General features: G+C 70.1%; 30 protein-coding genes. 12 read left to right on the top strand and 18 right to left on the bottom strand.

The features are described from left to right. Positions 1-86 precede the first annotated feature (86 nt). The 12 genes from ygfZ (at position 87) to DR046_RS07350 (ending at position 10276) form a co-directional block, all read left to right on the top strand. Complete coding sequence (gene ygfZ / locus DR046_RS07405) at positions 87-806, top strand: CAF17-like 4Fe-4S cluster assembly/insertion protein YgfZ (protein ID WP_115381498.1); 720 nt, start codon at positions 87-89, stop codon at positions 804-806. Between the two features lie 85 nt (positions 807-891). Then, on the top strand, positions 892-1725 hold the full coding sequence (locus DR046_RS07400) for a M48 family metalloprotease (protein WP_245190852.1): 834 nt from the start codon (positions 892-894) through the stop codon (positions 1723-1725). A gap of 319 nt (positions 1726-2044) precedes the next feature. Further along, a complete protein-coding gene (locus tag DR046_RS07395; RefSeq protein ID WP_115381495.1) occupies positions 2045-3856 on the top strand; it encodes a M3 family oligoendopeptidase in 1812 nt (603 codons plus the stop codon). Beyond that, the gene (locus tag DR046_RS24140; protein WP_245190850.1) at positions 3853-4566 is read left to right on the top strand and encodes a hypothetical protein; all 714 of its coding nucleotides are present in this window, start codon (positions 3853-3855) and stop codon (positions 4564-4566) included. The genes DR046_RS07395 and DR046_RS24140 overlap by 4 nt, the downstream gene beginning before the upstream one ends. A gap of 83 nt (positions 4567-4649) precedes the next feature. Further along, positions 4650-5099, top strand: coding sequence for a YHS domain-containing (seleno)protein (locus DR046_RS07385; RefSeq protein ID WP_115381494.1), 450 nt, complete (start codon positions 4650-4652; stop codon positions 5097-5099). Positions 5100-5160: 61 nt separating this feature from the next. After that, positions 5161-5733 carry an NUDIX hydrolase gene (locus tag DR046_RS07380; RefSeq protein WP_115381493.1) on the top strand — a complete coding sequence of 191 codons (573 nt, stop codon included), beginning with the start codon at positions 5161-5163 and terminating at the stop codon, positions 5731-5733. 59 nt (positions 5734-5792) lie between these two features. Continuing rightward, complete coding sequence (gene pth / locus DR046_RS07375) at positions 5793-6467, top strand: aminoacyl-tRNA hydrolase (RefSeq protein ID WP_115381492.1); 675 nt, start codon at positions 5793-5795, stop codon at positions 6465-6467. 248 nt (positions 6468-6715) lie between these two features. Beyond that, positions 6716-7885: a serine hydrolase domain-containing protein gene (locus DR046_RS07370; protein WP_115381491.1), complete on the top strand. Its 1170-nt coding sequence runs from the start codon at positions 6716-6718 to the stop codon at positions 7883-7885. Positions 7886-7929: 44 nt separating this feature from the next. Beyond that, complete coding sequence (locus DR046_RS07365; RefSeq protein WP_115381811.1) at positions 7930-8295, top strand: DUF2237 family protein; 366 nt, start codon at positions 7930-7932, stop codon at positions 8293-8295. 12 nt (positions 8296-8307) lie between these two features. Then, positions 8308-8874, top strand: coding sequence for a DUF4893 domain-containing protein (locus DR046_RS07360; protein ID WP_115381490.1), 567 nt, complete (start codon positions 8308-8310; stop codon positions 8872-8874). Beyond that, positions 8871-9650 carry an alpha/beta hydrolase gene (locus DR046_RS07355; RefSeq protein ID WP_115381489.1) on the top strand — a complete coding sequence of 260 codons (780 nt, stop codon included), beginning with the start codon at positions 8871-8873 and terminating at the stop codon, positions 9648-9650. Before DR046_RS07360 ends, DR046_RS07355 begins: the two co-directional genes overlap by 4 nt. Positions 9651-9688: 38 nt before the next feature. Next, positions 9689-10276: a GNAT family N-acetyltransferase gene (locus tag DR046_RS07350; protein WP_115381488.1), complete on the top strand. Its 588-nt coding sequence runs from the start codon at positions 9689-9691 to the stop codon at positions 10274-10276. A 4-nt stretch (positions 10277-10280) separates the two neighbouring features. Here DR046_RS07350 and DR046_RS07345 read toward each other — a convergent pair whose 3' ends face one another. From DR046_RS07345 to DR046_RS07260, 18 genes are all read right to left on the bottom strand, one after another. After that, on the bottom strand, positions 10281-10847 hold the full coding sequence (locus DR046_RS07345) for a helix-turn-helix transcriptional regulator (RefSeq protein WP_115381487.1): 567 nt from the start codon (positions 10845-10847) through the stop codon (positions 10281-10283). Positions 10848-10880: 33 nt separating this feature from the next. Further along, entirely contained in the window at positions 10881-11255 is a 375-nt protein-coding gene (locus DR046_RS07340; RefSeq protein ID WP_135227268.1) for a hypothetical protein, read from the bottom strand. 27 nt (positions 11256-11282) lie between these two features. After that, complete coding sequence (locus DR046_RS07335) at positions 11283-11900, bottom strand: PepSY domain-containing protein (protein WP_167766958.1); 618 nt, start codon at positions 11898-11900, stop codon at positions 11283-11285. 354 nt (positions 11901-12254) lie between these two features. Further along, a complete protein-coding gene (gene trpB, locus DR046_RS07330; protein ID WP_115381484.1) occupies positions 12255-13487 on the bottom strand; it encodes a tryptophan synthase subunit beta in 1233 nt (410 codons plus the stop codon). 108 nt (positions 13488-13595) lie between these two features. After that, positions 13596-14288, bottom strand: a complete 693-nt coding sequence (locus DR046_RS07325) for a phosphoribosylanthranilate isomerase (protein WP_115381482.1) — start codon at positions 14286-14288, stop codon at positions 13596-13598. 3 nt (positions 14289-14291) lie between these two features. After that, positions 14292-14639, bottom strand: a complete 348-nt coding sequence (locus DR046_RS07320) for a lipopolysaccharide assembly protein LapA domain-containing protein (RefSeq protein ID WP_115381480.1) — start codon at positions 14637-14639, stop codon at positions 14292-14294. Positions 14640-14700: 61 nt separating this feature from the next. Beyond that, positions 14701-14985 (bottom strand): integration host factor subunit beta, encoded by a 285-nt coding sequence (gene ihfB, locus DR046_RS07315; RefSeq protein ID WP_115381478.1) that lies wholly within the window; start codon positions 14983-14985, stop codon positions 14701-14703. A 286-nt stretch (positions 14986-15271) separates the two neighbouring features. Then, a complete protein-coding gene (gene rpsA / locus DR046_RS07310) occupies positions 15272-16951 on the bottom strand; it encodes a 30S ribosomal protein S1 (protein ID WP_115381476.1) in 1680 nt (559 codons plus the stop codon). 202 nt (positions 16952-17153) lie between these two features. Then, positions 17154-18320, bottom strand: coding sequence for an MFS transporter (locus tag DR046_RS07305; RefSeq protein WP_115381474.1), 1167 nt, complete (start codon positions 18318-18320; stop codon positions 17154-17156). Positions 18321-18374: 54 nt separating this feature from the next. Then, a complete protein-coding gene (locus DR046_RS07300) occupies positions 18375-19058 on the bottom strand; it encodes a dienelactone hydrolase family protein (RefSeq protein ID WP_115381472.1) in 684 nt (227 codons plus the stop codon). 59 nt (positions 19059-19117) lie between these two features. After that, positions 19118-19660 (bottom strand): polysaccharide deacetylase family protein, encoded by a 543-nt coding sequence (locus DR046_RS07295; protein WP_115381470.1) that lies wholly within the window; start codon positions 19658-19660, stop codon positions 19118-19120. 75 nt (positions 19661-19735) lie between these two features. Then, complete coding sequence (locus tag DR046_RS07290; protein WP_115381468.1) at positions 19736-20107, bottom strand: hypothetical protein; 372 nt, start codon at positions 20105-20107, stop codon at positions 19736-19738. Beyond that, positions 20108-20719: a (d)CMP kinase gene (locus DR046_RS07285; protein WP_115381466.1), complete on the bottom strand. Its 612-nt coding sequence runs from the start codon at positions 20717-20719 to the stop codon at positions 20108-20110. 70 nt (positions 20720-20789) lie between these two features. Beyond that, positions 20790-21776: a serine hydrolase domain-containing protein gene (locus DR046_RS07280; protein ID WP_115381809.1), complete on the bottom strand. Its 987-nt coding sequence runs from the start codon at positions 21774-21776 to the stop codon at positions 20790-20792. A gap of 69 nt (positions 21777-21845) precedes the next feature. Beyond that, positions 21846-23153, bottom strand: a complete 1308-nt coding sequence (locus DR046_RS07275) for a TRAP transporter large permease (RefSeq protein WP_115381464.1) — start codon at positions 23151-23153, stop codon at positions 21846-21848. Then, positions 23153-23659 carry a TRAP transporter small permease gene (locus tag DR046_RS07270; protein WP_115381462.1) on the bottom strand — a complete coding sequence of 169 codons (507 nt, stop codon included), beginning with the start codon at positions 23657-23659 and terminating at the stop codon, positions 23153-23155. Before DR046_RS07270 ends, DR046_RS07275 begins: the two co-directional genes overlap by 1 nt. Before the next feature lie 166 nt (positions 23660-23825). Next, positions 23826-24827 carry a TRAP transporter substrate-binding protein DctP gene (gene dctP, locus DR046_RS07265; protein ID WP_115381460.1) on the bottom strand — a complete coding sequence of 334 codons (1002 nt, stop codon included), beginning with the start codon at positions 24825-24827 and terminating at the stop codon, positions 23826-23828. Then, complete coding sequence (locus DR046_RS07260; RefSeq protein WP_115381458.1) at positions 24824-25420, bottom strand: 3-isopropylmalate dehydratase small subunit; 597 nt, start codon at positions 25418-25420, stop codon at positions 24824-24826. Before DR046_RS07260 ends, dctP begins: the two co-directional genes overlap by 4 nt. Positions 25421-25446 lie beyond the last annotated feature (26 nt).

Here is a 25446-nt window from a genome sequence, read left to right as displayed (position 1 = left end):
TTGGCTGCCGTTCGCAGCTACTCCCGCCGCAGGGGCCGGTCAATCTGCCCCTTGGCCCGCGCGCGGACATCGCCCATGTCTTGGCCATGACCCGCACCCTTCTCCGCGTGTCCGGCGCCGACCGGACGAAGTTCCTCCACGGGCTCCTGACCCGCGACGTGCCGGAGGAGGGCCTCGGCTATGCCGCCCTGCTCAGCCCGCAGGGCAAGTATCTCGCGGATTTCCTGACCTTCCGTGAAGATGACGCCATCTACCTCGACGTGGCCTCCGACCTGGCCGAGGCGACCGCGAAGCGCCTGTCGATGTATAGGCTCCGCGCCGCCGTCACCATTGAGCCCACCGACCGCCCCGTGGCCATGGGCACCGGAGAGCCGCCCGAGGGCGCCCTCCCCGACCCCCGCCCCGGCATGGGCTGGCGCCATTACGGCGGCGCGGCCTCGGACGACACCGACTGGGACGCCGTCCGCGTCGAGCACCTGATCCCTGAGACCGGCATCGAGCTCATCCCCAACGAGTCCTACATCCTGGAGATGGGCTTCGAGCGCCTCGGCGGCGTCGACTTCCGCAAGGGCTGCTATGTCGGCCAGGAGGTCACCGCCCGCATGAAGCACAAGACCGAGCTCCGGAAGGGCCTCGCCCGCATCAAGGGCGCCGTCGCCCCGGGCGAGATCACCTCCGACGGCCGTCCCGCCGGCACCGTCCACACCATCTCCGGCGACCGCGCCCTGGCCTATCTGCGCTTCGACCGGGCGGAGGGGATGGAGACGGCGGCGGGGGCGGTGGAGTTGGATGCCTCGTCCAGATAAGGCCGCTCCCCCGCCGCTTTTCTGGTCCCCTTCGATTGATTGGCTGACGCTGCGGACAACCGCTCCGCCAATCGAAGGATTTCAAGTGTTTCGACCATCGTTCAAGCCGTTCGCCCTGGCGGCCTGTCTCTCCCTTTTCGCCGCCTGCGGCACGACATATCAGCTGGCCGAGATCGACGGGCCGACCGCCTCGCGCGCGACGGCGATGTTTCAGGCCGCGGCGAGCGAAGGCGCCCGCCCGCCGGCGCCGCCAAGCGTTGCCCGCGCGCGGTTCGACCGTGTCGTCGCGCGGGTCCGTCCGGCCGCCGAGGCGCTCTGCGCGGAAGAGCGCAAGTCCCGGCCGTCGATGACATGTACCGTCCCGATCGGGATCGACATCGAGATGCCGGTCCGCAACGCCTATTTCACCTATGCCGATCCGGCGACGAAGAGGCAGCCGCGGATCATGGTCACCATTCCGCTCCTGCGTGACGTGAGGAACGACGATGAACTGGCCTTCGTCCTGGCCCATGAATACGGCCATCTTCTCGGCCAGCATATCGAGAAGGCAGAGGCGCAGGCCGTCGCCGGAGCGCTTCTCCTCGGCGTCGTCGTCGCTGCGGCCACCGCAGACCCGTATGTGGACAACAGTCAGATTGTCTCGGACAGCGTCCAACTCGGCGGCGCGATCGGGCAGCGCGCCTTCTCCCAGACATACGAGCTGGAAAGCGATACGATAGGAACCTTCATCACAATGCAGGCCGGGTATGATCCGATTCGAGGTGCGGGCTACTTCGCGCGTCCGGACGAGGTCGGTCAGGTGAACGGCGCCCTCTCGTTCTGGGGCACCCATCCGCCCGACGAGAAGCGGATCGCGACGGTCATCGCCACGGCGCAGCAGGTGCAGCGGCAAGGGGGGATCGCCCGGAAGGCGCGGTAAGGGCCCGCCTGGCGCCCCCGGCGGGGCGCCGCCCGGCGCGGCGGTCGGGACGGTCCCGCCCGGCCCGCGCCCCCACCGTCGTTGCCGGGCCCCGACCCGGCAATCCACCCCTCCTCTCGCACCGCGGCCCCGGCATGGATCGCCGGGGCAAGCCCGGCGATGACGCGCGTCTCCCACACCCAACAGCCGAGCCAACCGCGAAGCGTGCAAAATTTAGGTATGACCGGGATCACCCGTGGATCACCCGCAGATCACCCCTCGATTGCCCCTGCCGCCCGCCGCCCCTACCTAGGGCCGGACAGACAACGCGAGGACACTCATGACCCTGCTCCGCGACGCCAACGCCACCCCGGGCGGAGAGCCGCTCGGCGACCTGCCCGACTGGAACCTCGACGACCTCTACACCGGCGAGACCGCGCCCGAGCTCAAGCGCGACCTGGCCTGGCTGAGGGAGGAGGCGGCGAGCTATGCGGCTGACTACGAAGGCAAACTGGCGACGCTCGACGCCGAGGGCATGCTCCGCGCGATCCAGCGCAACGAGAAGATCGACGAGGTCGCGGGCCGGATCATGTCCTATGCGGGCCTGCGATATTATCAGGAGACGACCAACGCTTCCCGCGCGAAGTTCCTGTCGGACATGCAGGACCGGATCACCACGATCTCGACTCCGCTCGTCTTTTTCGGCCTCGAATTCAACAGGATAGAGGACGAGCGCTACGAGGCGTTGATGGCCGCCAATGCCGGTCTCGCCCGCTACCGCCCCGCGCTCGACCGGCTGCGGGCGATGAAGCCCTACCAGCTTTCGGATGAGCTCGAGAAGTACCTCCACGACACCTCGGTCGTCGGCGCGAGCGCCTGGAACAAGCTCTTCGACGAGACGATCGCCGGGCTAACCTTCGACGTGGACGGGGAAAATCTCGGCATCGAGGCGACGCTGAACCTGCTCACCGACGCCGACCGCGCCCGGCGAGAGGCCGGCGCCCGCGCCCTGGCCGAGGTCTTCGGCAAGAACGTCCGCACCTTCGCCCGCGTTCATAACACTTTGGCGAAAGAGAAGGAAATCGACGACCGCTGGCGCGGCCTCCCCTCGCCGCAGGCCGGGCGCCACATCTCGAACCATGTCGAGCCGGAAGTCGTGGAGGCCCTGCGCGACGCCGTCGTCGCCGCCTATCCGCGCCTAAGCCACAGATACTATAAGCTGAAGGCGAAGTGGTTGGGGCTCGACACCCTGCAGGTCTGGGACCGCAACGCGCCCCTGCCGCTGGAGACGCCGCGCACCGTCCCGTGGGACGAGGCCCGCAAGACGGTGATGGACGCCTATACCGGCTTCTCGCCGAAGATGGCCCAGATCGCGGAGCCCTTCTTCGACAAGGGCTGGATCGACGCCGGCGTCAAGCCCGGCAAGGCCCCCGGCGCCTTCGCCCATCCGACGGTCACGACCGTGCATCCTTACGTGATGCTCAACTACCTCGGAAAACCCCGCGATGTCATGACCCTGGCGCATGAGCTGGGCCACGGCGTGCACCAGGTCCTGGCGGCGGGCCAGGGCGAGATGCTGTCCTCGACGCCCCTCACCCTGGCCGAAACGGCCTCCGTCTTCGGCGAGATGCTGACCTTCCGCCGCCTGCTGGAGGGCGCGAAGGACGACGCGCAGCGCAAGGTCCTTCTGGCCGGCAAGGTCGAGGACATGATCAACACCGTCGTCCGCCAGATCGCCTTCTACGATTTCGAGTGCAAGCTCCACGCCGCCCGAAGCGAAGGGGAGCTGACGCCCGAGGATATCGACGCGCTCTGGATGTCCGTGCAGGCCGAAAGCCTCGGCCCCGTCTTCGAGTTCATGCCGGGCTACGAGCATTTCTGGGCCTACATCCCGCATTTTGTCCACTCGCCCTTCTACGTCTACGCCTACGCCTTCGGGGACGGGCTGGTGAACGCGCTCTACGCCGCCTACGAGGACGCGCCCGAGGGCTTCCAGGAGAAGTATTTCGACATGCTCCGCGCGGGCGGGTCGAAGCACCACAAGGAGCTGCTGGCGCCCTTCGGCCTCGACGCCTCCGACCCGGCCTTCTGGGACAAGGGGCTCGGCATGCTCGAGGGCTTCATCGACCAGCTGGAGGCGATGGACGGGTGAGCGTCCTGCTCGCCCCTCTCGGGCGGGACGCATCCGGCAGGGTCGCGCATCTCCGGCCCGCGCCCGAGGGGCAGCCGGCCTGCGGCACCGTCGAGGAGATCCTGGCCAGCGACCCGGCCCGGATCGACCTGCATGCCATCGACAAGGAGGACGGCACGGTCGGCCTCTTCGCGGTGGAGCGGCACCGCCGCGGGGTCCCTGATCCCGTCCCCCCGGGCGAGGTCGCCCTGCGCGCCTTCGTCATCGACGCGGCCCGGCAGGGTGAGGGGCTCGGCACCGAGGCGCTGCGCAAGCTCGGCCCCTATCTCGCCGCGCATTATCCGGGCGCCGAGAGCGCTGTCCTGCCGCTCGCCCGCGAGAACGCGGCGGCGGCGCGGATCTTCCTCGCGGCCGGGTTCGAGGAGCTCCCCGATCGCACCGGGACCGAGACAGGGCGGCGCAGGCTGCGCCTGCGCCTGCCGGAACTTCGGATGCGGGCCTTCTACGGCTGGCGGGGGCGCATGGCCCGCGCGCTGGTCAATGTCCGTCGCCGTGTGCCTCCTGGCTTGCGACTGGTCCTCGGACTCCTGCTGATGACGGGCGGGGTCTTCGGCTTCCTTCCGATCCTCGGCTTCTGGATGGTGCCGATCGGCGTCGCCGTCGCGGCGCTGGACGTCATGCCGCTCTGGCGCCGCCTGCGCGGCCCGCGTCGGCGCGATGACGGCAGATGACAAGCGCGTGGGCCCGGCTGTGCGGGGCGCGGCGGGCATGCCATTCTTCCCGGGCCACGATCCCCGCTCAAGGAGCCCGACCGATGCCCCTGACCCGCCGCACGCTTCTCGCCTCCGCCACCGTCCTGATCGCCCTGCCCCGCATCGCCGCGGCGCAGGCCGCAACCTATGCCGAGGGCGGCGTCGCCATCGACGGCACCGATCCCGTCGCCTACTTCACCGAGGGCCGCCCGGTGCCCGGCGACGCCGCGATCACCCATGACTGGAACGGCGCGACCTGGCGCTTCGCGACCGAAGCCAACCGCGCCGCCTTCGCCGCCGATCCCGAAGCCTATGCCCCTCAATACGGCGGCTTCTGCGCCTGGGCCGTCGCCGAAGGCTATACCGCTCCGACCACCCCCGAGGCCTGGGAGATCGTGGACGGAAAGCTCTACCTGAACTACTCGCGCCGCATCCAGCGCCGGTGGGAGAGGGACATCCCCGGCCATATCGCCCGCGCCGACGCGAACTGGCCGGGGCTGCTGTCGAACTGACCGGCTCGACCTCGGGAAGCGGTGGCCCTACCCTCCGCCGCGACCCCGACTGGAGAGCCAGATGACCGAGACCTTCCGCCCGATTTCCTCCGAGACCCTCTCGGACGCCTGGGGCACGCTCACTCGCCACCGCTTCGCCCTGCGCCTGAGCGACGGAACCTGGGACGAGCAGGTGCGCGAGGTCTACGACCGGGGCCACGGGGCCGCCGCCCTGCTGCACGACCCGCAGGCCGACACGGTGCTGCTGGTCCGGCAGTTCCGCCTGCCGATGCAGGTCTCGGGCCAGGCCCCCTTCGTCATCGAGGCGCCCGCCGGGCTGCTGGAGGGCGCCGACCCGGCCGAGCGGATGCGTGCCGAGTTGATCGAGGAGACGGGATACGAGGTCGGCGCGCTGACCCATGTCACGGACCTGATCATGTCGCCCGGCTCGGTCACGGAATACCTCGCGCTCTTCACCGGGACCTATGCCCGCGCCGACCGGGCCGGGGAAGGCGGCGGCGCCCGGGACGAGGGCGAGGATATCGAGGTGCTCCACATCCCCTTCGCCGAGGCGCTGGACATGGTCCGCGACGGGCGCATATCCGATGCCAAGACCGTGGTGCTGATCCAGCATCTCGCGCTGCAGCGGGCCTGACCCGCGGCCCCGGGCGGGGCGACAGGCGATGCGGTCCGCGCGAACGGCAGGAGGCGGCGATGCAGCTCTGGGTAGGCCTGGGCAATCCGGGCGCGAAATATGCCGGCAACCGGCACAATATCGGCTTCATGGCACTGGACCGGATCGCCGAGGATCAGGGCGCGCCATGGCGCGCGAAGTTCCAGGGCCAGATCGCCGAGGCGCGCTTCGGCTCGCAGAAGGTCTGGCTGCTGAAGCCTGGGACCTTCATGAACCTCTCGGGCCAGTCCGTGGGCGAGGCGATGCGCTTCCACAAGCTGGAACCGGGCGACGTCACCGCCTTCCACGACGAGCTGGACCTGGCCCCAGGCCGGGTGAAGCTGAAGCAGGGCGGCGGACATGCGGGGCATAACGGGCTGCGCTCGATCCACCAGCATATCGGGCCGGACTACGCGCGCGTGCGGCTCGGCATCGGCCATCCGGGACACAAGGACCGGGTCTCGGGCTATGTCCTGTCGGACTTCGCCAAGGCCGAGGGAGAGATGCTCGACGACCTTCTGCGCGGCATCGTCGACGGCGCGCCGAAGCTCGCCGCGGGCGACGGGAGCGGGTTCATGAACGCTGTCGCCCTGCGCACGGCGCCGCAGCGCCCCGCGGCCCTGAAGCCCGAAGCGCCGCCCGAGCCGAAGGCGGCGGAGCCGGAGCCGGACCGGCAGCTCTCTCCGCTCCAGAGGCTGGCAGCCAAGTTCAAGTGAGGCTGACCGGGCGTTCCGCGCCCGGTCCCGCGCCAATTCGACGTTCGACTCGCCCTTCATGGGCCGGCTGATGGACCTGCTGGCTCGAATGGAGGCAGCGCCGACCCTGTGACTCTGGCCCGAGGACGAGGCCCACGGCGCGGGCCGGGTCGATTTCCACGGGCGCCGGGCCGACTGGCGCCTTCGGCAAGGCTCGCCTGCCCGGGCCGGTGCTGATACGGTCGCGCCGTAGCAGAGGGGGGGAGCGGATGCGGAAATGGACGAGGCGCGCGGGCATCGGCCTGCTGGCCCTGGCGCTGACGGCCGGGATCGCGGCCGCAGTCATGCGGGAGGAGATCGCGCGGCTGATGGCCGTGAACTCCCTCTTCGAGCCGGACCGCATCGTCGAGAACTTCTCCCATATGGACCGCGCCTTCCTCAGCGTGGCGCTGGCCACGAAACCGGGCGACCCGCTGCCCGACGCCGCCCCGGTTCCCCTGCCCGCGGGCGCCGGGGACTGGATCGCGGACCGCGCTGTCACCGGGATCGTCGTCCTGCATGACGGGGCCGTCACCCATGAAAGCTATTACCTCGGTACCGGGCCGGACGACCTTCGGATCAGCTGGTCGGTCGCGAAATCCGCGCTCTCGCTGCTGGTCGGGACGCTGGTCGCGGACGGGACGCTGAAGCTTGACGACCCGGTCGTGCTGCACGCGCCGGAGCTGATGGGCTCCGCCTATGACGGGACAAGCCTGCGCGACGTGCTGCAGATGGAATCGGGGGTGGAGTTCGACGAGGACTATTTCGACCCCGACAGCGATATCAACCGGATGGGCCGCGTCATTGCGCTGGGCGGGGCGCTGGACGACTTCACCGCCGAACTGAAGGCGCGCGACCGGGAGCCGGGCGGGGCGTGGAAATACGTCTCGATGGACACCCATGTCGTCGGCATGGTCGTGCGCGGCGCCACCGGCCGTCCGGTCGCCGACCTGCTGGCAGAGCGCATCCTCGTCCCCGCCGGGTTCGGGTCCGTGACCTACCTGACCGATGGCGAAGGCGTGCACTTCGTCCTGGGCGGGCTGAACATGACCACCCGCGACTATGCGCGGCTCGGCCTGCTGGTGGCGCAGGGCGGCGTCATGCAGGGGCGGCAGATCGTGCCCCTCGGCTGGATCGACGAGAGCACCGCCGCCTCGGCCAACACCGCCGACGGCGGGCTGGGCTACGGCTACCAGTGGTGGCTGCCCGCCGACGCGCGGCCGGGCGAGGTGATGGGGCGCGGCGTCTACGGGCAATTCCTCTATATCGACCGGACGCGGGACGTCGTCATCGCGGTCAACGCCGCCGATCTCGGCTTCCGCGAGGACGGCGTGCTCGAGGACTGCGTCGAGATGTTCCGCGCCATCGCCGACGCGCAGCCCGGCGCCAAGGGCGCCTAGACCCAGCCACTGACCTGAGGAAACCGACCATGACGCGCCCCGGAATGACCGAAAGCCTGAATGTCGACGGCGAGCCGCTGCAGCCCTGCTCCACCGATCCGGTGACCGGCTTCTTCCGCGACGGCTGCTGCAACACCGGCCCGATGGATGCGGGCCAGCACACGGTCTGCGCCGTGATGACCGCCGAGTTCCTGGCCAATTCCAAGTATCTCGGCAACGACCTGAGCACCCCGCGGCCGGAATTCCGCTTCCCGGGGCTCAAGCCCGGCGACCGCTGGTGCCTCTGCGCCGCGCGCTTCCTCCAGGCCCATGAGGAGGGGGTGGCGCCGCAGGTCCATCTCGCCTCGACCCATGCAAGGGCGCTCGACATCGTGCCCCGCGCGGTGCTGGAGCAGTACCGCGCCGACTGACCGGAGGCCGAGATGCTGCGCCCGATCCTGTTCGCCCTGGCCTTCGCCTGTCCCGTCGCCGCGCAGGACATCCGCGCGCCCGACGCCGCGCGGCTCGACGCGTTCCACCACCATCTGGGCGCGGCGCTGCATGTCGCGCTCGCGGGCGGCGCCCCGGACGACCGCGCCGTGCTGGTCGAGGCGATGCGCGGCGCGGGCGGACCGATCGCGGGGGCCGAGGGCGACTGGGCCTGCCGCACGCTCAAGCTGGGCGGGATCACCGACCTGACGGTCTATCCCGACTTCCGCTGCCGGATCAGCGGCGGCCCCGGGGGGCTGACGCTGGCCAAGCTGACCGGCAGCCAGAGGGTGAAGGGCCGCATCCACCCCGACGGCACCTTCCTCGGCGTGGGCCATGTCGGCACTGCGCCCGCGACCGACTATGCCGGGCTTCCGCCCCTCGACCAGACCCCGGTCGAGCCCAACCAGACCACCGCCGATGTCGGCCGGTTCGAGCTGATGTCGCCCGACCGCGCACGGCTGATGCTGCCCGCTCCGCTGCTCGAGTCGCGGTTCGACATCCTCTACCTGACCCGATGAGATGGCTCGCGCGCATCCTGGTGCTGGTCGCGCTGCTCTATGCGGGCGCGGTCGCCGCACTCTGGGCCGCGCAGGAGGCGCTGATCTTCCCCGGCTGGGGCGGCCCGACAGCCGAGCAGGTTGCCTCGGTCGAGGGCCTGCGGGAGATCGTGATCCCCGGCGAGATCCCGCTGCGCGCCTGGTCCCGCCCCGCCGATCCGGGGCAGCCGACGATCGTCGTCTTCCACGGCAATGCCGGCACGCAATGGAGCCAGCTTCCGCCCTTCGCGGAGCGCGGCTGGGGCATCCTGCTGCCCGCCTATCGGGGCTTCGCCGGGAATGCGGGCCACCCGCACGAGGCCGGGCTCTATGCCGATGCCGAGGCGACGATGGCGCAGGCGGCGGCGATGGGGCTGACCCCGGGCGAGATCGTCCTCTACGGCGAGTCGCTCGGGACCGGCGTCGCCACCTGGATCGCGGCCCGGCCCGAGGGCTGGCGCGCGCTGGTGCTCGACGCGCCCTATACCTCGGTCGCGGACCGCGCGGCCGAGAGCTATCCCTTCGTCCCGGTCCGCGCGCTGATCCGGCACGAGTTCGACACCGCCGGACGGATCGGCGCCGTCGAGGCGCCGATCCTGATCCTGCACGGCACCGCGGACGGGGTCATCCCGATCTCGCATGGCCGCGCCCTGGCCCGGCTGGTCCCGGACGCGCGCGCCGTCTGGATCGAGGGCGGGACCCATCTGCTGCCGCCCGGGCGGGTGGCGGAGGAGATGGCGGATTTCCTCGACCGCTGAGGCTGGCGCCCGCCGCCGCGCCCGCCTATGCCCGCCCCATGCTCACCGACGGCTTCCACCCGATCCCGCCCGGCCGCGTCGCCGCCATCGTCACCCATCTGCGGATGGACCGCCCGGCCGCGCCGCCCCCGGCGCCGGACCTGCCCCTGCGCCATGTCGCCGATCCCGACCCTGCCTGGTATCGGGACCTGTTCACCCGCGTCGGCGCGCTCGACTGGCTGTGGTTCTCGCGGCTCAGGATGCCGGAGGCGGAGTTGCGGGCCATCCTACGCGACCCCGACGTGGAGGTCCGCGTATTCGAGGCTGATGGCCGGGCCGAGGGGCTGGTGGAGCTGGACTTCCGCACGCCCGGTACCTGCGAGCTGGCCTTCTTCGGCCTCGCCCCCGCCTTGCAGGGCCGGGGCCTCGGGCGCGCGATGATGGGGGCCGCGCTGCATCACGGCTTCGCCCGGGACATCCCCGAGATGACCGTCCACACCTGCACCTTCGACAGCCCCGTGGCGCTGCCCTTCTACATCCGCGAGGGCTTCGTTCCGGTGCGGCGGGAGGTCGAGGTGGTGCCTGACCCGCGCCTCGACGGCACCCTGCCGGAGGGCGCCGCGGCGCACGTTCCCCGGATCGGCTGACCGCTCAGCGCGCCTCGGCGCCGTCAAGCGTGACTGCGCCCACCGGGCTCGCGTCGGAGGCGCTCGGCACCTGCGGCTCGAGGGGCACGAGCGGCTCGCCCATGAGGTCCTCGATGAACAGGCAGACGAGCTGGGTGCGGCTCGCGACGCCGGCCTTGCGATAGACGGCGGCCGTCTGCGCCTTGATCGTGCCCTCGGAGGTGCCCCGCGCGGCCGCCATGTCCGACAGCGTCAGCCCCTTGAGCGAGAACAGCGCGACGTCCCGTTCGGCGGGGGTCAGCCCCCATTCGGCGAAGCGTTGCTCCATGAGCGCGGTGAACGCGCCGGACGCGACCCGCAGCTGGTCCTCGACCTTGCGGCGGCGCGCGTCCGAGCGGCGCAGCGCGACGATCCCCATCGCCGTCCCGAGGACCAGGCCCAGCCCCGCCCCGACCTCCAGCATCTCGCGCAGTTGCCAGTCCAGGGGCTCGGCCCGCAGGCCCAGCACCGAGATGATCGTGTCCGAGACGACCAGCAGCGCGCAGGCCGCCTGCACGACGACGATCGCGGCGATGGCGCCCCGGCCGGTCATCCGGCGGACGGGCCGCGCCGGACCGGAGGGCGCTCAGTCATCGTCGCCGCCGTCATCGTCGTCATCGTCATCGTCATCGTCGTCGCTGTCGTCATCGCTCCCGCCGCCCGGGCCGGAGGAGCCGCCGCCGTCCTCGTCGCCCGACCGGCCGCGCCTGCGGTCGTCGTCGTCGTCGTCCTCGAAATAGTCGCGCAGAACCTCGCCGCTGCGGGGGTTCACGACGACCTCCCGCTGGCCCGGCGGACCGGACGCGACGATGCGCGTCCGGCCGAGAAAGGTCCGGCTGATCTCGATCCGCTCGAAGCCTTCGGCCTGCAGCCTCCGGACAATGTCCTGAGTGACATCGGCCTGCGCGCCCACGGGCGCGCAGAGAAGGAGGGCCAGGACAGAAGCCGCCAGTCGGTTCATGCGCATTCCCGGCCCTCTCTCGCGGCATCAGTCGTCCCGGTCGTCTCCGTCATCGTCGTCGCGGTCGTCATCGTCGTCGTCACCGTCGTCATCGTCGTCGCCATCATCGCTGTCACGGTCGTCATCGTCGTCGCCGTCATCGCTGTCGCGGCCTTTCTCGTCATCGTCGCTATCGTCGTCACGGCCCCGGTCATCGTCCCGCCCGCGGTCGTCGCCGCGCCCCCGATCGTCGTCGTCGCGGTCGTCATCCCGTCCCCGGTCATCGTCGCGGTCGTCATCCCTCCCGCGGTCGTCGTCGTCATCGTCGCGATCCCGGCCCGGTCGGCCGGCCCCGACGAAGTCGCGATCCCCCCGCTCCACCTCGAGGCCGCGGCGTCCCGCATCGTCGTCGTCGGCGCGTCCGCGCTCCTGCGCCAGGATGGCACCCGTGCTGTTGTCGTAGACGAACTCCAGCTCCTCGTTGCCACGGATCGCCTCGACTTTGGTCTGGCGCGGCCCGTTCTCGATCTCGATCCATGTATAGCCTTCGGCGCGCAGACGATCGACAAGGTTTTCGGTCGTGCTCTGCGCCGCCGCCGCCGCAGGCGAGAGGCAGAGGGCGGTCAGGACGAGGGTGGTCAGGGGTCGGGTCATGTCGGTCTCCATCGGTTGCGCGGCACCGTGCCGCCCATCCGGCATGGAACGGACCGGAGCGTCGGGGCCATGCGCCGGGGGTTTGCGCCGGACCGCGCAAACCCCCGGCCGACGGACCTAAACCGAAGTTTACGGGGTCGGGCCGGCCTTGGCCGACCGCCCCGTCCTTCCGCCGCACCCGCATCGCGCGCTGCGCCTCACGGGCGCAGCGGCAGCCCGGGACCGCCTTTTGTTCGCAGGCCGCCCACAGGCCGCCAGAGCGGCCGCTGGTCACTCCCCGAGGGCGGGTCCGCGCTCCGGACCGGTCGCCAGGGGGCGGGCAGCACGCGGGCGAGGAGGCGCTGCGCCGGGCTCCCACGTCGGGGCCTACTGGACCTTGCCCATCTCCCAGCCGAGCGCGCGGGCGACGGTGAAGATGTCCTTGTCGCCACGCCCGCACATGTTCATGCAGATGATGTGGTCGCGCGGCAGCTCCGGCGCGATCTTCATGACATGGGCCAGCGCGTGGCTCGGCTCCAGCGCCGGGATGATCCCCTCCATCTCGCAGCAGAGCTGGAACGCCTCCAGCGCCTCCGTATCGGTGATCGAGACATACTGGGCCCGGCCGATGTCGTGCAGCCAGGAATGCTCAGGACCGATTCCCGGATAGTCGAGCCCGGCCGAGATCGAGTGCCCTTCCAGGATCTGCCCGTCCTCGTCCTGAAGAAGGTAGGTCCGGTTGCCGTGCAGCACGCCCGGCCGCCCTCCGGTCAGCGAGGCGCAATGCTCCATCTTCTCGTTCACACCCTTGCCCCCGGCCTCGACGCCGATGATGGCGACGTCCGGATCGTCGAGGAACGGGTAGAACAGCCCCATCGCGTTGGAGCCGCCGCCGATCGCCGCGACGATCGTGTCGGGCAGACGGCCTTCGGCGGCCTGCATCTGCTCCTTCGCTTCCTTGCCGATGATCGACTGGAAGTCGCGGACCATCGCCGGGTAGGGATGCGGCCCGGCCACGGTGCCGATGCAGTAGAACGTCTCCTCGACATTGGTCACCCAGTCGCGCAGCGCGTCGTTCATCGCGTCCTTCAGCGTGCCGCGGCCGGAGGTGACGGGAACGACCTCGGCGCCCAGAAGCTTCATGCGGAAGACGTTGGGGCTTTGGCGTTCGACGTCATGGGCGCCCATGTAGACGACGCATTTCAGGCCGAACTTGGCGCAGACCGTCGCGGTGGCGACGCCGTGCTGGCCGGCGCCGGTCTCGGCGATGATGCGGGTCTTGCCCATGCGGCGGGCGAGGATGATCTGGCCCAGAACGTTGTTGATCTTGTGGGCGCCGGTATGGTTCAGCTCGTCGCGCTTCAGGTAGACCTTCGCGCCGCCCAGCTTCTCGGTGAGCCGTTCGGCAAAGTAGAGCGGCGAGGGCCGGCCGACGTAATGCGTCCAGAGATCGTGCATCTCCGCCCAGAAGCTGTCGTCGGTCTTGGCGTGCTCGTACTGACGCTCCAGCTCGAGGATGAGCGGCATCAGCGTCTCCGACACGAAGCGCCCTCCGAACTTGCCGAAGCGCCCGTTCTCGTCCGGGCCGATCATGAAGCTGTTGGGCAGGTCGTCTGGCATGGGTCTCGCCTCCGGTCTCGGGTCGGACCTGACTAGCCCCCCATCGCCCCCCGGACAAGCGACAGCGGGCCGCGGCGGCGCGTCACGGTCGGGCCGGGCAGCGCCGGATCAGCCCGCTTCGCCATCGGGCGCCGGTCGCCCCGTGGCCGCAGCACAGAACGCCGCGATCCGGGCGGGGTCCTTCACGCCCGGGGCCGCCTCGACCCCCGAGGACACGTCGACCTGCCGCGCGCCGGTCAGGCGCATCGCCTCCGCCACGGTCCCGGGCGTGAGGCCCCCGGCCAGCATCCACGGACCGCGCCACGTCCGTCCCGCGATCAGCGCGTGGTCGAAGCCGATGCCGTTCCCGCCCGGCAATGCCGCGCCCCGGGGCGCCTTGGCGTCGATCAGAAGCTGGTCGGCGACGCCCTCGTAGCGCGCGATGGCCTCCAGATCGGCGGCGTCCCTGACGCCCACCGCCTTCATCACCGGCAGGCCGGTGCGCGCCCGGACCGCACGCACGCGGTCGGGCGTCTCGGCTCCATGAAGCTGGATCATGTCGAGCGGCACCTCGACGGTGATCGCGTCGAGCGCGGCATCCTCCGGGTCGACCACCAGCGCGACCTTGGCGAGCCCCGGCGGCGCCAGCAGCGCAAGCGCGCGCGCCTCGGCGATCCCGAGATGGCGCGGGGATTTCGGGAAGAAGACGAGGCCGATATAGGCGGCGCCCGCGGCTGCAGCGGCATCGACGTCAGCCGCGCCCCGGACTCCGCATATCTTTACGCGCCCCCGGCCGCCGCCCGGGCGCGAGACGCGCAGCATGGATCAGCGGGGCCGTTCGACCAGCGCGAGGACGTCGTCCTCGGGCGCGGAGCGGGCGCGGGTCTTGGCCAGCTCCTTCTCGAGCCGTTCCTTCTGGGCGCGCTGCGACCGGGCCTCGGCCCGGTGCTTGTGCTCGCGCAGCCATTCCCAGGTGAAGCCGATCAGGAGGCCCAGCGCGATGGCGAGGAAGATGACCAGGAACAGGGGCATCGAGATGCCCCCGGCGACGACGGGCGTCACGCCCAACTCGTCCGGGATCAGCTTCAGCGAGACGATCTGGCGGTTCGCCAGCATCAGCGTGACCAGGATCAGGCCCAGCAGCCCGAGGAAGACATATCGGATGAAGCTCATGCGATCTGACCTAGCCTCGCGACGCGCGGCTGTCCAGACGCCGCGACGGCACCCGGGCAGGTCACTCCCGGTCGTTCAGCCGGTCGCGCAGCAGCTTGCCCGCCTTGAAGAACGGGACGTGCTTTTCCTCGACCTCGACGGCGGCGCCGGTGCGCGGGTTCCGGCCGGTGCGGGCATCGCGGTGCTTGACCGAGAAGGCGCCGAAGCCGCGCAACTCCACCCGGTCGCCCTGGGCCAGCGCCTCGACGATCTCGTCGAAGATCGTGGTCACGATCCTCTCGACGTCTCGCTGATAGAGGTGCGGATTTTCCTCCGCCACCTTTTGTATCAGTTCCGAACGGATCATTCGCGCCCTTCCCAGCTGCAATGCAGACCGCGCTGCGGTCGAGTGAATGTTTGCAGGCCAGAATGCTATAGCGTCTTTTGCTTCATTCGAAAATGGTCGGCGGTGCCCCGCACGTAACAAAAATCTAGCCGTTCCGGCAGCCGTTCGCCTTCCGGACAGGCGCTCCGCCGAATGCCGCCGATCGGAGGCCGGGGCCGGGCGGGATGATTCGCGCCCGGCAGGCCGGACGAAAAAGGGGCCCCGCATGGGCGGGACCCCTTCGCATCGTCGGTCGCGTCCTGCGGCGTCAGTCGTCGCCCTTGAGCGCAGCACCCAGGATGTCGCCCAGAGAGGCACCCGAGTCGGAGGAGCCATACTGTTCGACGGCCTCCTTCTCTTCGGCGATCTCGCGCGCCTTGATCGACAGACCGAGGCGGCGGTCCTTCGCGTTCACGTTGGTCACGCGGACATCGACCTTGTCGCCCGGCTGGAAGCGCTCGGGGCGCTGGTCGGACCGGTCGCGGGCCAGGTCGGAGCGGCGGATGAAGGACTTCATGCCCTCATACTCGACCTCGATGCCGCCGTCCTCGATCTTGGTGACCGCGACGGTGATGATCGAGCCGCGCTTCACGCCGCCGATCGCCTCGGCATAGGGATCGCCCCCGGCCGCCTTGATCGAGAGCGAGATCCGCTCCTTCTCGATGTCGACTTCGGAGACGACCGCCTGGACGATGTCGCCCTTGCGGTAGTCGCCGATGACATCCTCGCCCCGGCCTTCCCAGGTCAGGTCCGACAGGTGGACCATGCCGTCGATGTCGCCGGGCAGGCCGACGAACAGGCCGAACTCGGTGATGTTCTTGACCTCGCCCTCGACCTGCGTGCCCTCGGGATGCGTTTCCGCGAAGACTTCCCACGGGTTGCGCATGGTCTGCTTGAGACCCAGCGAGACACGGCGCTTCTGGGTGTCGATCTCGAGCACCATCACTTCCACTTCCTGAGAAGTGGAGACGATCTTGCCCGGATGGACGTTCTTCTTGGTCCAGGACATCTCGGAGACGTGGACCAGCCCCTCGACCCCCGGCTCCAGCTCCACGAAGGCGCCGTAGTCGGTGATGTTGGTGACGCGGCCCTGATGGACCGAATCCAGCGGGTACTTGGCGATCACCGTGTCCCACGGATCTTCCTGAAGCTGCTTCATGCCCAGCGAGATGCGGTGCGTGTCCTTGTTGATCTTGATGACCTGGACCTTCACGGTCTCGCCGATCGACAGGATCTCGCGCGGGTCGTTGACCCGGCGCCAGGCCATGTCGGTGACGTGCAGCAGGCCGTCCACGCCACCCAGGTCGACGAAGGCGCCGTACTCGGTGATGTTCTTGACGACGCCGTCGACGTTCTGGCCCTCGGCCAGGTTGCCGATGACCTCGGCGCGCTGCTCGGCGCGGGACTCTTCCAGGATGGCGCGGCGCGAGACGACGATGTTGCCGCGACGGCGATCCATCTTGAGGATCTGGAAGGGCTGCTTGAGGCCCATCAGGGGACCGGCGTCGCGCACGGGGCGGACGTCGACCTGGCTGCCGGGCAGGAAGGCCACGGCACCGCCGAGGTCGACGGTGAAGCCACCCTTGACGCGGCCGAAGATGGCGCCCTCGACGCGCTCTTCCTTGCCATAGGCTTCTTCCAGGCGGTCCCAGGCGGCTTCGCGGCGGGCCATCTCACGGGAGATGACGGCTTCGCCCCGGGCGTTCTCGACGTTGCGGAGGTAGACTTCGACCTCGTCGCCGATCTCGATCTCGGGGGCCTCGCCGGGATTGGCGAATTCCTTCAGGTCGACGCGGCCTTCCATCTTGTAGCCGACATCGATGATGGCCTGGCCCGCCTCGATGGCGATGACCTTGCCCTTGACGACGCTGCCTTCGGACGGCGTGTCGATTTCGAGGCTTTCGTTCAGGAGGGCCTCGAATTCCTCCATGGTCGCGTTCTGAGCCATGTGGCTTTGTGTATCCTATTCGTTGCGTTTGACTGGCCGCGCGGTTGTCTCCGCGGGTCTCGGGTTGGTGCCCGCGCTTCGCGCGGACCGACTTGGTCGGTGAAAGCGCGGTCCGGGCGGCTGGAGCCGCCGCGCGGTCGCGCTGTCGAGTGACGCGCGACGCCCTACTGCAAAGAGCGCCAATCCGCAAGGGAGCAGCGCATCAGGCCGCCCGCGACACCTGCGGGGTGCTGCGACCGAAGGCCACCAGCGCCGCCAGCGCGGCGATGCACATGGCGACTCCGAAGAGCAGGGTCGCCGCCGCGCTGCCCGACCGCTCGGCCAGGACACCGGCGAGCGCGGGCGCGAACATCATCCAGGCGTAGTAGATCGTGAAGTAGACGCCCATCGCGAAGGCCCGCGCATCCGGTGCGAGGAACATCGCGGGCAGGCCCACGACAGGCCCTGCCGACAGGCCGAACAGGAAGCCGACAGCCACGAAGATCGCCGCCACCCAATATGGTGCCACCATTATTGCAAGCGGCATCAGAACGACGAAGCCGATCAGGCCGAGCGCGATCACCATGGCGGGCCGCCCGCTGCGGTCCGCCAGGATCCCGCCCAGCGGCACCGAGACGCAGAAGACGATCATGAACAAGCTCGTCGCCCCACTCGCCGCCTGAAGCGTGAGGCCCCGTTCGGTCAGCAGCGCCGGACCGAAGCCGAAGACCATCGCCAGCGCCGCATTGTAGAGCGCCCAGATCGCCCCCGCCAGCACGAGCGGCGCGACCGGAAAGCCGCGCACCGAGACGGTCGAGGGGCCCGTCGCGGCACCCTCGGGCGACCTGTAGCAGCGCAAGAACAGCACCAGCCCGACCGCGATCAGCACCAGCACGAACAGCCACGCCGCGCCCAGCCCCCCCGCCGTCGCGACCCATGGCAGGGTCAGCAGCGCCAGCGCGATACCCACGGGCCAGGAATTGATGTAAATCGCCATCGCGGTCGAGATCTCTCGCCCCGCGAACCAGTCAACGACCATCTTGGTCATCACGATGTTGACCACGACCCCTCCGGCGCCGGCCAGCACGCGCCCCGCCGTCAGGGACCAGCCGCCCGGCCCCAAGGCCAGCAATGTACCGCCTGCGAGCATCAACCCAAGGCTCCACCCGACGATCTTCTTGTCTCCAAGTCGCGCGGCCAGCGTCCCGCCGGCAATCGCCACGAGAATGCCCGGCGCGAGGTAGAGCCCGATGAGCAGCCCGATATCGACGAGCGACAGGCCATAGGCCTCGACCATGATCGGCGAGAGCGCGGGGACGGACTGGAACTGGAACGCCATCGTCATCCGCGCAAAGAACAGAACGCCGAGTATCGTCCAACGGTCCATCATGCGCGCTCCCTCGTCGATCGACCTAGCGCATAGCTTTCCGCTAGGTCAACCGGATCAGGACGCGATCAGATGACTCGCGAAGAACGCCTCCGCGCCCGCCTGCGCGCGCACCGCAGAATGCTCCACATAGCCCATGCCGGGATCGTCCGAGACCTGCGCGGGGTTGGTGAAGGCGTGCCCGGTCCCCCCGAAGCAGAGCGCGTGCCAGTCGTCGCAATGGGCCTCCAGCTCCTTCGTCATCTCGACGAACTGGTCGGGCGTGGCCAGCGGGTCGTTCCAGCCATGGCAGAGCAGGATGGGCGGCATCTTCTCCGTCTCCCAGGGCGGGCGGTCGTAGATGCCGTGCATCGACACGCCGGCCTGCAGGTCGCCCGCGCGGGCCATGTCGATCACCGCCTTGCCGCCGAAGCAGAAGCCGACGGCGCCGGTGCGTGCGGCGCCCAGCTCCGCCAGCGCGGCCTGCGTGCGCACCAGCAGGGTGCGGCGGTCGCCGTTCAGCTTGCCCATCGCGGCCCCGGCCTCGTCCATGTCCGACGCGACCCAGCCGTCACCGTAGTAGTCGACGCCCAGCACGTCGTATCCCATCGCGGCGTAGCGGTCGCATTCCGCCATCTCGAAGTCGCGCAACCCGAAGAAGGCCGGGATCACCAGGATTCCCGCACCGTTCGGCCGCTCCGGCCGGGCGCGGTAGCCCAGCATGCCCGTCCCGCCCGCGTCGTAGGGGTGTCTTTCACCCATCGCTCGTCCTCCCGTTCGTGCAGGCGAACCCTGCGACGGACGGGACGCGCGGGCAAGGGTCAGAGATCGCGCCCACGCTCCTGCAGGCGCTCCAGCAGCTTCTGCTGCTCATCCCGGCTGTCGCCGCGGCCGAACTGCACCCCGCCCGAGCTGTAGAGGGAGCCATAGGTCAACGCGACATTCACCGTCTGCCCGATGCCGGAGATCAGCTGCTCGTCCCGCAAAGGCGAGAGCGGGTGGATGTAGACCGCCCAGAGCCGCCCCTCGGCCACGGCGTAGCGCGCGTCGAGCGCGCTGTCGAAGTTGGCCTGCATCATCCGGCGCAGGTCGGCCTCGGTCAGCCCTTCGGCGGTGCGGATCGGGACCATGGCGCGCATCCGGTCGGCGAGCGGGTCGGTGACGATCAGCAGCGGCACATCCTCGACGGTGAGGCGGAAGGCGGGGCCGGCCCGCTCCAGCCCGGGGTCGAGCCGGGTCAGCACCGCCTCCATCCGGTCGAGCGTCATCGCGGGCGCCTCCTGCGCCGGGGACGCGGCCGGGAACAGAAGCGCCGCGGCGAGCAGGGCGCCAAGCGGGCGGACGGGGCGGGACGGGAATGGCATGACGGATCCTCGCGCGATGTCCGCTCAGGCTACGGCGCGACGGCGCATCGGGGAACGCACGATCGGGTGACCGCCTCAGCCGATGCGGCGCAGCAGCAGCGGGTCGGGAGCAAAGCCCGCCTCCACGAGCCCCAGATGAACCGCACGGGCCATCGTCATCGCCTCGACCGTCACGGTCTCGCCCGGAGTCAGGATGACGACGAGGGGCAGGCTGCCCTCGTCCCCGGCCCAGAGGTTCAGCACATGGCGGCCCGAATGGACGCGCAGACGCCGCTCGGCGCCGGGGCGCAGCTTCGCGACGGGGGAGCCGTCGATCTCCACCGCCCAGGCGCGGGCGAGGAGGCCGCGGCCCGGGCGGCGCAGGACCAGGGTGGAGTCGGGCGCGGGCGGAGGCGGCCTGCGCCACAGACCGCGCCAGAGGCGCCGGACCTGCCGCAGCAGGCCCATCTAGCCGCCCCGGACCCGCACGACCTCGGCGATGGCGGCGGCGACGGCCTCGTCGATGCCCATCTCGGAGGTATCGAGCACCAGCGCATCCGGCGCCGCGACCAGCGGCGCGTCGGCGCGGCCCATGTCGCGGGCGTCGCGGGCCAGCACGTCCTCCAGCACCTCTTCCCGGGTCACGTCCACGCCCCGCGCAACCAGCTCCGCATGGCGCCGGTCGGCGCGCACCTCGGGCGAGGCGGTGACGTAGAGCTTCACCTCGGCCCCGGGACAGATCACCGTGCAGATATCGCGCCCGTCGAGCACTGCGCCCTCGGGCGCGCGGGCGAAGGCGCGCTGGAAGTCCAAGAGCGCAGCGCGCACCTCGGGGATCGCCGCGACCCGGCTCGCGGCCGAGGCGGCGGCCTGGCTGCGCAGGTCCTCGCGCGCGAGATCGGCCTGGGTCAGGCTGCGCGCGGCGGCCTCGGGCGCTTCGCCCGCCTCGACCCGGGCGCCAACGGCGCGGTAGAGAAGCCCGGTGTCGAGATGCAGCATCCCGAAATGCGCAGCCAGGGCGCGGGAGATGGTGCCCTTGCCCGAGGCGGCGGGGCCGTCGATGGCGACCGTGAAGCTCATGCCGGGACTCCTGTCGTGATCGAGGCCGGGCCTAAAGGCCCCGGCCCCGCGCGTCCAGCCCGGCGGCGGGTCAGCCCTGGGTCTCGACCGCCGCCTCCATCAGCGCCATCAGGTCGCCGAAATGGCCGGCGGTCCGGGCGGGCTGGTTCGGATCGGAAGTGATCACCAGAGTCATCTCCCGCTCCGGCACGACGGCCAGCACCTGTCCGCCATAGCCGCGCCCATAGGCCGCGCGCACCCCGTCCATGCGGGTCACGAACCAGCCGTAGCCATAGCCGTCCCCCGACCAGGGCGAGCGGGCGCGTGGCTCCCAAGAGGTCTCGATCCAGCCCTCGGGTACGACCTGCGTGCCGTCCCAGCGGCCGCCGAGGCGGACCATCTCGCCGATGCGGGCCAGCGCACGGGGCGTCAGCGCCATCTGGTTGCCGCCGAGATAGCGGCCCTGCGGGTCGCGCTCCCACTCTGGCAGGGCAATGTCGAGCGGATCGGCCAGCCAGTCGCTCGCCAGCACGTGCAGGCTGCGCCCGGTCGCGCGGGCGAGGACGGCGCCGAGGACGTGCCAGCCGCCGGTGGAATAGGTGAAGCCGGTCCCCGGCCGCCCCGTCGGGTCGGCGTCGAGCACGTAGTCGACCCAGTCGGGGCTCGACGCCCAGGCGCCGTAGTTCCCGCCGGAGGTCGAGGGCAGGCCGGTGCGCATGGACAGCAGGTGCCCGACGGTCAGGTCGTCGCGTGCGTCGCCCGTGGGCGCGCGCCCGAGCAGCGGCAGCACCTTTGCGTCGGGGCCGGAAATGTCGCCCTCAGCGATGGCGATGCCGGTGAGCAGGGCCAGGATCGTCTTCGAGACAGACTTGATGTTGGCTACCCGGTCCAGCCCCGGCCCGCGCGGGGCGATGGCGGTCAGCACCTCTCCGCCCCGCAGGACCTGGAAGGAATGAAGCTGGTCCAGCGCCTCCGCCTCGGCGGCAACGGCATCCAGGGCGGGGCTGGCGCGCAAAGTGGCGGGCGCGGCGAGCGCGGCGGCCCCGGCGAGGAGGGCGGCGCGGCGGGTCAGGGTCAAGGTCAAGGTCAAGGTCAAGGTCATGCAAGGAAGCTAGGCGGTGCTCGGCGGCGTCCAAGCCCCACCCGATCACAGGGACGGGAGCCAGAGCGCCAGGCCGGGAAGCAGGATCAGCAGCGCCACCACGGCGAGCGAGCAGAGGATGAACGGGATCGCCGCCAGATAGATCTCGCGCATGGTCGTGCCGGGCGGCGAGACACCCTTCATCACGAAGAGCAGCAACCCGAATGGCGGCGTGGTGAAGCTGATCTCCAGCGCGAGCAGCATGATGAGCCCGAACCAGACCGGATCGAAGCCCAAAGAAATCGCCAGCGGGAAGAAGATCGGCACCGTGAGCAGCATCATCGAGATCTGCTCCATGAACATGCCGAGGATCAGCAGCACGCCGAACATGACCAGCAGCATCACGACCGGCGCCAGCTCGAACCCCGTCGCCCAGGAGATCAGCCCGCGCGACGCGCCCGAGAAGGCCAGTAGCTGGCTGAAGGTCGCCGAGCCGAAGACGATCAGGTAGGCCATCAGCGTCACCCGCAGCGTGCCCCGGACCGAGGCGCGCAGCGCCTGCCAGCTGAGGCAGCGATAGGCGATGGCCAGCAGGATCACGCCGAGCGCGCCGAAGGCCGCGGCCTCGGAGGGGGTGACGATGCCGCCGATCATCATCGCGACGATGACGACCATCAGCCCGACCATGGGCACGACATCGCGGACCACGAGGGCGAGCTTGGCGCCGAGGCTCTGGCGCTCGACCTCGTAGGGCGGGGCCGCCTCCGGGTCGAGCCGGGTCTGGATGTAGATCGTCAGCAGGTAGAACCCCGCGAGGATCAGGCCCGGGATCACGCCCGCGATCAGCAGCGCGCCGACATCGATCTGCGCCAGCGTCGCCAGCAGCACGGCCAGCGCCGAGGGCGGGATGATGATGGCCAGCCCCCCGGTGCCGAGGATCGGGCCGATGGACATGTGGGACTTGTAGCCGCGCCGGTTCATCTCGGGCACCATCAGCGAGCCGAGCAGCGCGGTGGACCCCATCGACGACCCCGACAGCGTCGAGAACCCTGTCCCGCCCAGCACCGTCACGTAGGACAGCCGCCCCGGCAGCTTGCCCAGCAGCCGGTCGATGGCCGAGAACATGCGGCCACCGAGGCCGGTGTGGAAGAACAGCTCTCCCATCAGCAAGAACAGCGGGATGGGCACCAGCGCGAAGCTGGTCAGCGCGCCCCAGCCGTTGTTGAGAAGCTGGACGACGCCCCGCTCGCCGCCCATGAAGACCCATGCGCCGAGGATGTTGGCGCCCAGAAAGGCGAGGGCGACCGGCATCCCCAGCGCCATCAGGACCATGATCGAGCCGATCAGCAGGCCCAGCGCCTCGTACCATTCCATCACTCGTGGATCCCCGCCTCGCCGGAATGAAGCAGCTCGGCGCCGGCGACGAAGCGGGCGAACTCGATGGCCATGACGCTGAAACTTATGGGAAAGGTGATCGTCAGAAGCCAGCGGGGGTAGAAGTAGGCGCGGACGTCGTAGTCGTTGCGTTCGATGTTGGTGAGGAACAGTTCGAGGCCGTACCAGGCGAGGATGGCGCAGACGAGGACGCAGAGCGCGGCGATGGCGCGCGAGACGAAGCGGCGGGCGCGGCCCGGAAGGGCGGCGGTGACGAGCTCGATATGGACGTGGCCGCGTTCGCGGACGAGCCAGGGGGCGCCGAGCATCGTCATGTAAAGCAAGCCATATTCCGTCGAGGTGAAGAGCCAGGCGAAGGGCTGCATCCCGAGATTGCGCATCGCGACCGAGGCCACGACCGCGACCATCAGCCAGACCAGCGTCAGCGCGGCGACCAGCGCCATGGCGGCGACCAGCAGATCGTAGGCGCGGATCAGGAGGCGCATCCGGCCGTCCGATCGGAGGGGTGATCCACGGGTGATCCACGGGTGATCCGCGTCGGACGTGATCCGACGCAGGCCCCGCGCCACGGGCAGCACGGCGCGACGCGCGCGCAGGCGCGCGAGAGGCCCCGGCACGGGGCCGGGGCGTCGGATGTCAGGACGGGGGCGATCAGCTGTCCGCCTCGGGGTCGTAGAACAGCTCGATCAGCCGGTCGTAATTGCCGTCGCCCTGCGGCGCCTCGGCCATCAGCTCCTTCATCCGCTCCCAGGTCTTCTCGCGCGCGGCGGCGAGGTAGTCGGCCCGCGCCTGCCCCTCCAGCTCGACGACCTGCATCCCCTGCTCCTCCAGGGCGGCGAAATCCTCGTCGCGCTTGGTGCGCAGCGCCTCGACCGAGTCGATCTCGTGCTGGATGGCGACGTCCTGCAGGATCTGCTGCGCCTCGGGCGAGAGCTCGTTCCAGCGGTCGAGGTTCACGATCACGCCGAGATCGGTCGAGAAGAAGCAGGGCTCGATCCGGTAGTTCAGGAACTCGTTCCACTTCAGGTCGATCAGGCCGATCTGGGTCCAGCCGGTCGCGTCCACCACGCCGCGCTGCAGGCCGGCATAGACGTCGCCGGTGGGCAGGTCGATGACCTGGGCGCCGAGATAGTTGGTGAAGAAGGCGTTGTAGACGGCGTTTCCGCGCAGCTTCAGGCCCTCGACCTCCAGGTTGCCCTCGGCGTCGAAGGTCGGCGCCTCGCGGGTCCAGAGATTGTAGCAGACGCCCGAATCGAACCAGCCGAGATACTTCAGGCCCATCTTCTCCTGGTGGATCTGGTCGATCAGCTCGATGCCGCCATTCTCGCGGGTCTCGATCGCCGTCAGGTTGGACGCCACAAGCGCGTCTTTCTCGGGCAGCGCGCCGCCGTAGAAGGAGCCCGCCGTGTAGACCATGTCGACGATCCCGTCGCGCACGGCGTCGGCCTGCTGGAACATGCCGATCGCCTCGGGGCCGCCGCGGACCTCGATCTGCACCACGCCCTCGCCGGCCTCGTTCACCTTGTCCACGAATTCGAGGAAGGACTGGGTGTAGATCAGCGTCTCGGGGAAGGCGTGCACGGCGGTCAGCGTCTCCTGCGCGTGCAAGGCCATTGGGGCCGCGACGAGCGCGGCGGTCAGCGTCAGTTTCATTCGTCCTCTCCTGTCGGGTGTCCCGATCTCTGGTCCCGGGCCGGAACGGCCCAGGGATGGTTGGCGTGGCGGTCGTTGCGGAAGGCCGCGATGGCGGGGCCATGCTGCGCGGTCAGGTCGATATCGTCCCAGCCGTGGATCAGCTTGTCGCGCTGGGCGGGGTCGAGGGCGAAGCGGCGTTCGCCGCCGGGGCCGGGGCCGCGCAGGGTGCCTGCGGCGAGGTCGATCTCGATCTCGGCCGGCAGGTCGTCCCAGAGGGCGGGCGCGTCGGCGATGGCGGCGGGCAGCAACCCGTTGTTCACCGCGTTGGCGGCGAAGATGTCGCCGAAGCTGGGGGCGATCACGGCGCGGATGCCGAAATCGACCAGAGCGTAGACGGCGGCTTCGCGCGAGGAGCCGGAGCCGAAATTCGGCCCCGCAACGAGGATCGTGGTGCCTTCGGGAAGATGGGCATCGGTGTCGTGGAGCAGGAAGCGGCCATAGCCTTCGGCGCGCGGGGTCGACATGAAGCGCGCCGGGATGAGCTGGTCGGTGTCCACGTTGGACAGGCGCAGCGCGGCGGCGCGGCCGGTATGGGTGGTCCAGCCGGTCATGCGGGGCGCTTTCGACGAAAGTTCGA

The sequence above is a fragment of the Jannaschia formosa genome (assembly GCF_003340555.1).
Lineage (GTDB): Bacteria > Pseudomonadota > Alphaproteobacteria > Rhodobacterales > Rhodobacteraceae > Jannaschia > Jannaschia formosa.
The sequence above is the reverse complement of the archived record's forward strand: the minus strand, read 5'-3'. Positions and strand labels throughout refer to the sequence as shown.